Here is a 12,347-nt window from a genome sequence, read left to right as displayed (position 1 = left end):
GCCGGTGCGTAGTCTGCGCCGTGACGTGATGGTAGCGCTATCAGTTAGCGACAGCCGGGCCTAGGGGGGCCTTGCCACACGTGGTCTGGCAATCCTGAAACGGAGTTTGAGTCGCAGCGAACGCTCAGCGCGCTGCGATGTTCGGCGTGGAAAACGGGCATCGCCCGTGCGTGCCTCTTGGGGGAGGGGCGATACATCCATTGATCGCATGTCAGAGGGGAGAGTCATGAGCGCTTCTATGTTTCGTCGTACGCCAGACCTGAGGGCTCGTCCATGAGCCGCGCACTGGCGAAGTTCAAATCCAGGGCCATGTTCACGTTCGTCGGCGGCGTGCTGGTCATCAATCCCGCCTTCGCCCAGGACGCCGCAACGCCGGCGCCGGCGCCGGCCGCGCAGCAGCAGGCGCAGAGCAGCCCGACGCAACTGGACACCGTCCAGGTCACCGGCCTGCGCAACAGCCTCAGCCAGGCGATGGACATCAAGCGCGACGCCGCGGGCGTGGTGGATGCGATCAGTGCCGAGGACATAGGCAAGTTCCCCGATACCAACCTGGCCGAATCCCTGCAGCGCATCACCGGCATCTCCATCGAGCGGCGCGATGGCGAAGGCGCGCAGGTCACCGCGCGCGGCTTCGGCCCGCAGTTCAACATGGTGACGCTCAACGGGCGGCAGATGCCGGGCGCCGATGCGTTCGGCGCCGCCGGGCAGGTCGCCATCGGCGGCGTCGACGGCGGTACCCGCGCCTTCAACTTCGCCCAGCTCGCCGCCGAAGCGATCAACGGCATCGAGGTCTACAAGACCAGCCAGGCCAACATGCCCAGCGGTGGCATCGGCGCCACCATCAATATCCTGACCGCGCGCCCGTTCGACCACCAGGGCATCGTCGCCAGCGCTGGCGCCAAGGCGGTTTCCGACCGCAGCCAGCCGTTCGACGACGACATCACCCCGGAGCTGTCGGGCATCTTCAGCTACACCAATCCGGACAAGACCTTCGGCGTCGGCGTGAGCGCGAGCTACCAGAAGCGCAAGGGCGGCTCGGTGCAGGCCACCGAGAACTATTGGAACGTGCAGCCGTGGACCGGCTCGATGCCCGGCAACCCGACCGTGGTGAATGCGCCGCAGATCGGCGCGCTGTACGCGCGCCCGAACGACCTGCGCTATGCGTTCTCCGAGTTCGAACGCGAGCGCGTCAACGGCCAGGCGGTGCTGCAGTTCGCGCCCACCGACAGCCTGACCCTGACCCTGGACTACACCTATTCGACCAACGAGATCACCGAGAATCGTGGCGAGCAGGGCATGTGGTTGCAGAACAGCAACTACACCGACGTGACCTTCGACACCAGCGGTGCGGTGGCCGTGCCGACCTATATCCGCGAAATCGCCGGCACCAAGGATTTCGGCCTCGAGCAGCAGCGCAGCATGCAAAAGTACAAGCTGGGCTCGCTCGGCCTGAATGCGGTGTGGAACGTGACCGACCGGCTCAAGCTGAGCTTCGACGCGCACGACTCGAAGAACGAAAGCCGCCCCAACGATCCGCTGACCGGCGGCGGCTCGCTGTTCATGAGCATCGCCGGCACCAACAACTGCACCACCGGCCCCCACTGCGGCGGTTCGTGGGTGCAGGAACTGAACTTCAACAACGGCCTGCCGATCGGCACCCAGGTCTGGTATCCGAGCGACGCCGCTGCCGCGGCCAACGTCAACGGCGTGGTCAACCCGGGCTTCGTGCCGGGCGAGATCGGCACGCAGGTACTGCGGGTCAATTCGCAGAGCCAGATCAGCCAGATCAAGCAGGCGCGCGTGGACGGCGAGTGGAGTTTCGACCAGGGCCGCTTCCAGTTCGGCGTGGACACCAACAAGTCGACCACCCACCGCATCCAGGCCGCCGAGGCGTATTCCACCCTGGGCGACTGGGGCGTGGCCAACGTCGACCGGGATACCGCCGGCGGCCTGATGAACCTGATGCAGCCGGTCAACATCATTGGCCTGTTCCATGACTACAGCGGCACCAGCTGGCCGGCATGGCGCGGCGATGCGGGCCGCCTCGCCGAATGGGCGGCCAGCCAGTACGGCGTCGGCCTGGGCGTGAGCCCGCAGCGCGCCGCCGACAACTTCGTGGAGGAGAAGACCCGCTCGGCGTATTTCCAGGTGGAACTGGATGGCGAGCTGGCCGGTCGGCGTACCAATACCCGGCTCGGCGTGCGCTACGAGACCACCGACGTGGTGTCGACCTCGATCATCGCCACGCCCGAGGCGATCGAGTGGCAGTCCAACAACGACTTCCGCGTGGTGCTGTCCAACGAGCAGCAACCCTTCAGCGAAAAGACCACGTACAGCTACATCCTGCCCAACCTGGATTTCAGCATCGACCTCACCGACACGCTGAAGGGTCGCGTCTCGTTCGGCAAGAGCATCGCGCGTGCGCCGATCGGCAATCTGTATGCCGGTCCCGGGGCGCAGCAGCCGTTCGGCTCGGTGCTGATCGATCCGTCCTCGCGCGCCAGCGGTACCGCGCAGAACCCGTCGCTGAAGCCGTTGGAATCGGACAACCTCGACCTGGCGCTGGAGTGGTACTTCGCCGACGCGAGCTATCTGTCGGTGACGTACTGGAACAAGTCGGTCAACAACTTCATCGGCAACACCGTGGTGCAGGAGAACCTGTACGGCCTGCGCGATCCGACCTCCGGTCCGGACGCGAGGACGGCGCTGGCGTTCCTCACCAGCGGCGCCTGTCTGGCCCAGGTCGGCCCGGCCAATGCGGCGGCGTGCTCGGCCAACGATACCTCGCTGTTCACCGCGCTGGCCCTGCTGCGCAACAACCCGGCCGGCCTGGCTGCCTACAACGGCACCGGTGCGCAGGTGCTGGCGACCGAAGCGGCCTACGATCTCTACGGCGAGGCCGACGACCCGCTGTACGAGTTCAACGTCAACCGCCCGATCAACCAGAACCAGGCCAAGCTGCACGGCTGGGAGCTCGGCGGGCAGTACTTCCTCGGCGATACCGGGTTCGGCATCCTCGCCAACTACACCATCGTCAAGGGCGACGTCGGCTACGACAACGGTGGCGACCCGGGCATCGACCAGTTCGCGCTCACCGGCCTGAGCGACACCGCCAACGCGGTGCTGATGTACGAGAAGTACGGCTGGTCGGTGCGCCTGGCCTGGAACTGGCGCGACCAGTACCTGATCCTGGCCAACCAGGGCACCAGCCGCAACCCGTACTATGTGGAACCCTACGAACAGTGGGACCTCAGCGTGAACTACACGTTGAACGACAACTGGTCGTTCGGCCTGGAAGCGATCAACCTGACTGGCGAGGACGTGCGCTGGCGCTCGCGTACCTCGCAGATGATCGTGAAGCTGGCCGACCAGAGTCCGCGTTACATGCTGGGCGTTCGCTACAGGTTCTGAAGAAGGCGGGGAGTTTCTCTTCGCGTGCCCACCGACGCCGCTGCGCTCGCGGCGGCGTCCGCTGCAAGGCGTCAACCGGGAGTGCGCAACACGATGCCGCGTTACGAAATGCTCAACAACATCGCTCATCGCGACCTGCGCGTGGCCACCGACTTCGGGCCGGAGTTCGGCGACGCGGTGGGCATGCTGCCGGCCTACCCGAGCGAGTTCGCCGAGTTGCAGCGGGAGTATCCGATCTTCCTGCGCAAGGACCCGGCGGACGGCGCCTGGCAGTCGGTGGCGCTGCTGGGCTTCGAGCAGCACGAGAACCTGTTCCTGCAGGAGCGGCGCTGGGCGGCCTCGTATCTGCCCGGGGCGGCGGCCAAGGGGCCGTTCCTGATCGGCTTCCAGGAGCAGCGGGTCGATGGCGTGCTCACTCAGGAAGCGGTCCTGCACGTGGACATGGAGCATCCGCGGGTGACGGCGATGCAGGGCGAGCCGGTGTTCCTGCCGCAGGGCGGCAACACGCCCTATCTCGACCACATCGCCACGGTGCTGCGCGGCATCCACGAGGGCAACGCCTTCGGCGCGGACATGTTCGCCGCGCTCGATGCGCACGGGCTGATCCAGCCGGTGACGCTCGACGTGCAACTCGATGCGCAGCATCGGGTCGGCGTCAACGGCTTGCACGCGATCGACCGCGAGCGCCTGGTCCAATTGGACGGTACCGCGCTGGCCGCGCTCAACCGCGCCGGCTATCTGGAAGGGGCGTTCCTGATGTTGGCCTCGCTGCATAACATGCGCCGCCTGATCGCCGAAAAGCAGCGACGCCTGCGCCTGCAGGATGCCGCCGGCGCGGCAGGCAGGAACTGAGCATGCCGGACGGCGGCGCCATGCGGACACTGGAGGGCGTGCAGCCCACCGCGCTGCCACTGCAGGACCTGGTGGCGGCGGGGGAGCCGGTGGTGTTGCGCGGCATCGCGCGCGACTGGGGGCTGGTGCAGGCGGGGCTGCGCTCCACGCAGGACGCAATGGCCTACCTGCGCGGGTTCGATGCGGGCGTGCCTGTTCCGTATTCCTTCGGCGAACCCAGGATCGAAGGACGCCCGTTCTACAACGCCGAGTTCACCGCGTTGAATTTCGAGGTCCGCCGCGGACCGCTCACGCAGGTGCTGGAGGCGATCGCCGCCACCTTCGAGGATCCGCGGCCGCCCACCTACTATGTCGCCTCGCTGCCGATCGCGCGGGCGCTGCCCGGCTTCGCGCAGGCCAACGACGCCGGCCTGGCCGGGCAGGGCATCGATGCACTGGCGAGCATCTGGATCGGCAACCGCGTGACCGCCTCCTGCCATTTCGACACGCCGGACAACCTGGCCTGCTGTGCCGTGGGCCGGCGCCGCGTCACCCTGTTTCCGCCGGAGCAGATCGACAACCTGTATCCGGGGCCGCTGGACCCCACGCCGGGCGGCCAGGTGGTCAGCGTGGTCGATGTCGACCGCCCCGACTTCGCGCGTTATCCGCGCTTCCGCGATGCCCTCGCCAGCGCGCGGCACGCCGAGTTGGAGCCGGGCGATGCGCTGTTCATCCCGAGCATGTGGTGGCACCACGTGCGCAGCCTGGCACAGTTCAATGTGCTGGTGAACTACTGGTGGCGCAGTGCGCCGGCCTTCCTGCCCTCGCCGCTGACGGCGCTGCAGCATGCGATGTGGGCGCTGCGCGATCTGCCGGCGCGCGAGAAGCAGGCCTGGGCCAAGCTCTTCGATTACTACGTGTTCGGCCCCGGCGAGCGCGCAGGGCAGCACCTGCCCGAAGCCGCCCGGGGCGAACTGGCCCCGTTCGACGAGGCACGGGCGCGCCGGGTGCGCGCGCAGTTGCTGGCGCGGCTCAACCGCTGATGGGGATATTGTCGTGAACCTGGCCAACACCACGGACGGACGCATCCGCAAGGTCGTCATCGCCGGCGGCGGCACCGCGGGCTGGCTGGCCGGCTGCGCGCTGGCCCACCAGTTCCGCGATCGCCTGGACATCACCCTGGTGGAGTCCGAGCAGATCGGCACCGTGGGCGTCGGCGAGTCGACCGTGCCGCCGATCCGCACCTTTCACCGCTTTCTGCAGATCGACGAACAGGAGTTCCTGCGCGCCGTGGCCGGCACGTTCAAGCTGTCGATCTCGTTCGAACATTGGCGCCGTCCGGGCGATCGTTTCATCCATCCGTTCGGCACGATCGGGCAGGGCACCTGGGCCACGCCGTTCCATCATTTCTGGCTGGACAGCCTGCGCCGCGGCATGCCGTCGGACCTGGGCGATTTCTGCCTGGAAAGCGTCGCCTCGCGTGCGGACCGGTTCTCGCTGGAGACCCAGCCGCAGGTCAACTACGCCTATCACTTCGACGCCGCGCTCTACGCGAAGTTCCTGCGCAGGAAGGCCGAAGGCTACGGCTTGCGCCGGGTGGAAGGGCAGATCCGCGAAGTGCGGCAGCATGCGCACGACGGCTCCGTCGCGTCGCTGCTGCTGGCAGACGGGCAGCTCATCGAAGGCGACCTGTTCATCGACTGCACCGGCTTCCGCGGTCTGCTGACCGAGCAGACCCTGCACACCGGCTACGAAGACTGGCGCGAGTGGTTGCCCAGCGATCGCGCCGTGGCGGTGCAGACCGAGGCGGTCGCGCCGCCGGTGCCGTATACCCGTGCCATCGCGCACGAGGCCGGGTGGCGCTGGCATATCGCGCTCCAGCACCGGGTCGGTTGCGGGTTGGTGTTCTCCAGTCGGCACATGTCCGACGACGAGGCGCACGCCAAGCTGCTGCGCGACGTCGACGGTCCGCCGCTGCGCGACCCGTGGCTGGTGCCGTTCCGCAGCGGGCGCAGGCTGCAGGCGTGGAACAAGAACGTGGTGGCGTTGGGCCTGGCCAGTGGCTTCATCGAGCCGCTGGAATCGACCAGCATCCACCTGACCATCAGCGCCGTGGTGCGCCTGATCCAGCTGTTTCCCCACGACGGCATCAGCCCGGCGCTGGTGGAGCTGTACAACACGGTCAGCCGCCAGGAGATGGAACACGTACGCGATTTCATCATCCTGCACTACCACGCCACCCAGCGCGACGAGCCGATGTGGAAAGCCTGCCGCGAGATGGCGCTGCCGGAGTCGCTGGCGATCCGGCTGCGCGCCTGGCGCGAACGGGCGCACGCCTGGCAGGACCCGGGCGAGCTGTTCCGCGTGGATTCCTGGACCAGCGTGTTGCTGGGGCAGGGCATCCAGCCGGGACCGCCGCATCCGCTGGCCGCCGCCATCGGCGATGCGGATCTGCGCACGCTGCTGACGCGGATCCGGCAGCCGCTGCAGCAGGCCAGCGCGGCGATGCCATCGCAGGCGGAGTTCATCGAACGCTACTGCAAGGCGACCCCGGACGTCTGGCAGCGGAGCGTGTCCCTGGCGTAACGGCACACACGCTGCCGTCCAAAAATGATAGCGCTAACGAAAAGGCGGTACGACGTGGAAGAACGGGAACTGGTAGCCGGAATCGATGCGGGAACGCAGAGCCTGAAGGTCGTGGTCTATGACCCGGTCGGGCGCAGCGTCGTGGCCAGCAGCAGCGCGCCGCTGGAGTTGCATTCCACCGCCGATGGCAGCCGTGAACAACATCCGGCCAACTGGGTCGCGGCCCTGCAGGCCTGCTTCCACGCCATCGACCCTGCGCTGCGCTCGTGCATCGCCGCGCTGGCGGTCTCGGGCCAGCAGCATGGGTTCGTGCCGGTCGATGCGGCAGGCGAGGTGCTGGCACCTGCCAAGCTGTGGTGCGACACCAGCACCTCGGCCGAGTGCGTGCAGATCATGGACGCGCTCGGCGGCGCGGCGCGCACCATCGCGCTGGCGGGCAACCCGATCCTGGCCGGCTACACCGCGTCCAAGCTGCCGTGGACCAAGACCCATCGGCCCGAGGCGTATGCGCGCCTCGCGACCATTCTGCTGCCGCACGACTACCTCAACTTCGTACTGACCGGCCAGCGCTTCTGCGAATACGGCGATGCGTCGGGCACGGGCTGGCTGGACGTGCGCACCCGCACCTGGTCGACCGAGCTGCTGCGCGCCACCGATCCGCAGCGCGATCTGGCGGACTGCCTGCCGCGCCTGGCCGCACCCGATGCCTTGTTCGACATCGACCCGGCCGCGGCCAACTTGCTCGGCGTGCCGGCGACGCTGAAGGTCGCCGTCGGCGGCGGCGACAACATGATGGCGGCCATCGGCACCGGCTGCGTCGTGCCCGGCCGCCTGGCGATGAGCCTGGGCACCTCCGGCACCCTGTTCGCCTACTCCGACACGCCGGTGGTCGACCCGGACGGCGCGTGGGCCGCGTTCTGCTCCTCCACCGGCGGCTGGTTGCCGCTGATCTGCACGATGAACTGCACCGTGGCGACCGAGCAGGTCGCCGCCGCGTTCGGCTTCAGCACCCGCGACGGCGATGCGCACCTGCACGCCACCGCGCCCGGCGCCGACGGACTGGTGATGCTGCCGTTCCTCAACGGCGAGCGCACGCCCGACCTGCCGCTGGGCAAGGGGGTGCTGGCGGGCCTGGACACGCACAACATGACCCCGGCCCACCTCTATCGCGCGGCGATGGAAGGGGCGACGTACAGCCTGAAGTACGGCTTCGACGCCTTCGTGCGTGCCGGCATGCAGTTCGAGCGCATCGTGCTGACCGGCGGCGGAAGCCACAGCGGCGCGTGGCGGCAATTGGTGGCCGATGTGTTCGGCCTGCCGGTGGACGTGCCCGCGCAGCCGGAAGGCGCGGCGTTCGGCGCGGCCTTGCAGGCGCTGTGGGCCGTGGGCCTGGCACGCGGCGATGCCGCTTCCATCGCCGACATCGCGCAACAGCATGTGGCGGTCGATCCGCAGCTGTCCGCCCGTCCGGATCCGGCGCGCACCCAGGCCTATGCCGCGGCCTATGCGCGCTTCCTGCGCTACCTCGATGCCGTCATGCCGCTGTTCCGCGGTTGATCCTCCGTTTCGCACTCCCTCCCACCACGACAGGAACCCGCACCATGCACACCCAGCCCTTCATCGGCGCCAAGGAATACTTCCCCGGCATCGGCCGCATCCCCTTCGAGGGCCGCGGCTCGGACAACCCGCTGGCCTTCAAGGTCTATGACGCCAACAAGGTCGTCGGCGGCAAGACCATGCAGGACCATCTGCGCTTCGCGGTCTGCTACTGGCACACCTTCTGCAACGCCGGGCAGGATCCGTTCGGCCCGGGCACGCGCCACTTCCTCTGGGAGGTCGGTGCGCCGCTGGCCAGCGCCGAGGCGAAAGTGGATGCGGCGTTCGAGTTCTTCACCAAGCTCGGCGTGCCGTACTGGTGCTTCCACGACATCGACCTGGCGCCGGACGCCGACGATGCCGGGCAGTACGAGAAGAACCTCAAGCACATGGTCGGCCTGGCCAAGGCGCGCCAGGACGCGACCGGCATGAAACTGCTGTGGGGCACGGCCAATCTGTTCTCGCATCCGCGCTACATGAACGGTGCCGCGACCAATCCCGATTTCGCCGTGGTGGCGCGCGCCGCCGTGCAGGTGAAGGCGGCGCTGGAGGCGACGGTGGAGCTGGGCGGCGAGCATTACGTGTTCTGGGGCGGCCGCGAAGGCTATGCCTCGCTGGTCAATACGCAGATGAAGCGCGAACTGGAGCACTTCGCGCGCTTCCTGACCATGGCGCGCGACTACGGCCGCAGCATCGGCCTGAAGGGCAACTTCCTGATCGAGCCCAAGCCGATGGAGCCGATGAAGCATCAGTACGACTTCGACAGCGCGACGGTGGCGGGCTTCCTGAAGCAGCATGGCCTGGACAAGGACTTCAAGCTCAATATCGAGGCCAACCACGCCACGCTGTCGGGCCACACCTTCGAACACGACCTGCAGGTGGCGTCCGACCACGGCCTGCTGGGCAGCATCGATGCCAACCGCGGCAACGCGCAGAACGGCTGGGATACCGACCAGTTCCCCACCGACCTGTACGACACCGTGGGCGCCATGCTGGTGGTACTGCGCCAGGGTGGCCTGGAGGGCGGCCTGAACTTCGACGCCAAGGTGCGCCGCGAGTCCACCGAGCTGGAGGATCTGTTCATTGCCCACATCGGCGGCATGGATGCCTTCGCCCGCGGACTGGAAGTGGCCCACGCGCTGCTCACCGACTCGCCCTGGGAACAGTGGCGCCAGGAGCGCTATGCCAGCTTCGACAGCGGCGCCGGCCAGGACTTCGCGCGCGGTGCGCTCGGCCTCGTCGAGCTGGCCGCATTAGGCGCGAAGGGCGGCGAGCCGCGGCAGATCAGCGGCCGCCAGGAGCGCTACGAGAACCTGATCAACCAGTACCTGCTGCGCTGAGCGCGGCGGCAAGGAGCAGCGCCGTGACCGACACCGATTCCACCCGCCACAGCGGCGCGTTGCTGGCCGCGCTGCTGCTCGCGCTCGCCGTGTGCAAGGGCGACGTCCAGGCCGCGGCGCCCGCCCGCGTGGAGGCCAGCCCCTGGCCCAGCGTGAACTGGCCGCTGCCCGAGGATCCCGCGCTGGAACAGCGCCTCACCGACCTGATCGCCACCATGACGGTGGAGGAAAAGGTCGGCCAGCTGGTGCAGGGCGATATCGGCAGCCTGACGCCGGAGGACGTACGCACCTATCGCCTGGGGTCGATCCTGGCCGGCGGCAATTCCGATCCTGGCGGCCGCTACGACGCCGCGCCGGCCGAATGGCTGGCGCTGGCCGATGCGTTCTATGCGGTGTCGATGGACACCTCGCACGGCGGCAAGGCGATTCCGGTGCTGTTCGGCATCGATGCCGTGCACGGGCAGAGCAACATCGTCGGCGCCACGCTGTTCCCGCACAACATCGGTCTGGGCGCGACCCGCAATCCGGCGCTGCTGCGCCGGATCGGCGAAATCACCGCGCTGGAAACGCGCGCCACCGGCATGGAGTGGACCTTCGCGCCGACCGTGGCGGTGCCGCAGGACGATCGCTGGGGACGCACCTACGAGGGCTATTCCGAATCGCCCGCGGTGGTGGCCAGCTACGCCGGCGCGATGGTCGAAGGGCTGCAGGGCAAGGTGGGCACGCCAGCGTTCCTCGATGGCCGCCACGTGATCGCCTCTGTCAAGCACTTCCTGGGCGATGGCGGCACCACCGACGGCCGTGACCAGGGCGACACCAGGATCAGTGAGGCCGAGCTGGTCCGCATCCACGCCGCGGGCTATCCCCCGGCCATCGCCGCCGGTGCGCAGACCGCGATGGCCTCGTTCAACAGCGTCAACGGCGAAAAGATGCATGGTCACAAGACCTACCTGACCGACGCGCTGAAGGGGCGCATGCACTTCGGTGGCTTCGTGGTCGGCGACTGGAACGGCCACGGACAGGTCAAGGGCTGCACGCCGACCGATTGCCCCACCACCATCAACGCCGGCCTGGACATGGCCATGGCCTCGGACAGTTGGAAGGGCTTCTACACCACCACGCTGGCGGCGGCGAAGAACGGCACCATTTCCCGGCAACGCCTGGACGATGCGGTGCGCCGGATCCTGCGGGTCAAGATGCGGCTGGGCCTGTTCGAGGCGGGCAAGCCGTCGGCGCGCGCGGTCGGTGGGCAGTTCGCGCTGATCGGCGCACCGGCGCATCGGGCGGTGGCACGGCAGGCGGTGCGCGAGTCGCTGGTGCTGCTGAAGAACCAGGGCGGTCTGCTGCCGCTGTCGCCGAAGCAGCGCATCCTGGTGGCCGGCGACGGCGCCAACGACGTCGGCAAGCAGGCCGGCGGCTGGACGCTGAACTGGCAGGGCACCGGCACCACCCGCAAGGACTTCCCGAATGCGGACACCATCTACGAAGGTTTCGCGCAGCAGGCCAAGGCCGCGGGCGGCGAGGCCGTGCTGGCGGTCGACGGCAAGTACACGACCAAGCCGGACGTCGCGGTGGTGGTGTTCGGCGAGAACCCGTACGCGGAGTTCCAGGGCGATCGGCCGACCCTGGCCTACAAGCCGGGCGACGACACCGACCTGGCGCTGATCAAGCGGCTCAAGGCCGACGGCATTCCCGTGGTCGCGGTGTTCCTCAGCGGGCGCCCGCTGTGGGTCAACCGCGAACTCAATGCGGCCGATGCCTTCGTGGCCGCATGGCTGCCCGGTTCGGAAGGCGCGGGTATCGCCGACGTGTTGCTGCGCACCGCGCAGGGCGGCGTGCAGCACGACTTCAAGGGAAAACTGAGCTTCAGTTGGCCGCGCACGGCCACGCAATACGTCAACAACGTGGGGCAACAGGGCTACGACCCGCTGTTCGCCTTCGGCTACGGCCTGCGCTATGCCGACAACGGCAACTTGGCCAGGTTGCCGGAAGTCTCCGGCCTCACCGGAAACGAAGGTGCGGCCGGCGTGTTCTTCGCCCGCGGCGCGGCCGGCCCGGGCATGGCCCTGCGCCTGGAAGGAAGCAACGGGCAGGGCGTGACCGTCACCCGCGTGCCGGAATCGCTCGACGGCGCGCTGTTGAACGTCACCGGCGTCGATCACCTGGCGCAGGAGGACGGCCGCCGCCTCGCCTGGTCGGGCGGGCGCGAAGCGGTGGTCGCGCTGCAGTCGCATACGCCGCTGGACCTGCAGCGCGAGAGCAACGGCGACCTGATGCTGGTGACCACGCTGCGGGTGGACGCCGCACCGCGCGGCGAGGCGTGGCTGGCGGTCGGCTGCGGCAGCGGCTGCACCGCGCGCGTGGCGATCGGGCCGACGCTCGCAACCCTGCCGCTGGGCCAGTGGACGCGCGTGGGCGTGCCGCTCAAGTGCCTGGCGGCGGCCGGCGCCGATCTGGGCAAGCTGGATCGTCCCTGGGCATTGGCGACGGCGGGCACGATGACGCTGTCGGTGTCGCGGGTCGCGCTCGGCGCGCTTAACGAAGCGGAGACCACCGTCGCATGCCCGAGCGCATGAGCCTGTG

The 12,347-nt window shown here is 68.4% G+C and carries 7 protein-coding genes; all 7 read left to right on the top strand.

Features of this window, described 5'->3' with window-relative positions; all coding sequences use genetic code 11:
• Positions 1-273: 273 nt before the first annotated feature.
• The 7 genes from RAB71_RS19235 (at position 274) to RAB71_RS19205 (ending at position 12,340) form a co-directional block, all read left to right on the top strand.
• Complete coding sequence (locus tag RAB71_RS19235) at positions 274-3,411, top strand: TonB-dependent receptor (RefSeq protein ID WP_029561702.1); 3,138 nt, start codon at positions 274-276, stop codon at positions 3,409-3,411.
• 93 nt (positions 3,412-3,504) lie between these two features.
• Positions 3,505-4,263 carry a SapC family protein gene (locus tag RAB71_RS19230; protein WP_010340183.1) on the top strand — a complete coding sequence of 253 codons (759 nt, stop codon included), beginning with the start codon at positions 3,505-3,507 and terminating at the stop codon, positions 4,261-4,263.
• A gap of 20 nt (positions 4,264-4,283) precedes the next feature.
• Complete coding sequence (locus tag RAB71_RS19225; RefSeq protein ID WP_029561701.1) at positions 4,284-5,285, top strand: cupin-like domain-containing protein; 1,002 nt, start codon at positions 4,284-4,286, stop codon at positions 5,283-5,285.
• A gap of 13 nt (positions 5,286-5,298) precedes the next feature.
• Positions 5,299-6,828 carry a tryptophan halogenase family protein gene (locus RAB71_RS19220; RefSeq protein ID WP_010340181.1) on the top strand — a complete coding sequence of 510 codons (1,530 nt, stop codon included), beginning with the start codon at positions 5,299-5,301 and terminating at the stop codon, positions 6,826-6,828.
• Positions 6,829-6,882: 54 nt separating this feature from the next.
• Positions 6,883-8,385, top strand: coding sequence for a xylulokinase (gene xylB / locus RAB71_RS19215; protein ID WP_010340180.1), 1,503 nt, complete (start codon positions 6,883-6,885; stop codon positions 8,383-8,385).
• A gap of 44 nt (positions 8,386-8,429) precedes the next feature.
• Positions 8,430-9,764 carry a xylose isomerase gene (xylA, locus tag RAB71_RS19210; RefSeq protein ID WP_010340179.1) on the top strand — a complete coding sequence of 445 codons (1,335 nt, stop codon included), beginning with the start codon at positions 8,430-8,432 and terminating at the stop codon, positions 9,762-9,764.
• Between the two features lie 89 nt (positions 9,765-9,853).
• Entirely contained in the window at positions 9,854-12,340 is a 2,487-nt protein-coding gene (locus RAB71_RS19205) for an exo 1,3/1,4-beta-D-glucan glucohydrolase (RefSeq protein ID WP_279626999.1), read from the top strand.
• Positions 12,341-12,347 lie beyond the last annotated feature (7 nt).

It is taken from the genome of Xanthomonas sacchari (genome assembly GCF_040529065.1).
GTDB lineage: Bacteria > Pseudomonadota > Gammaproteobacteria > Xanthomonadales > Xanthomonadaceae > Xanthomonas_A > Xanthomonas_A sacchari.
Note: the sequence above shows the minus strand (reverse complement) of the source record. Positions and strands in the feature narration are given on the sequence as shown.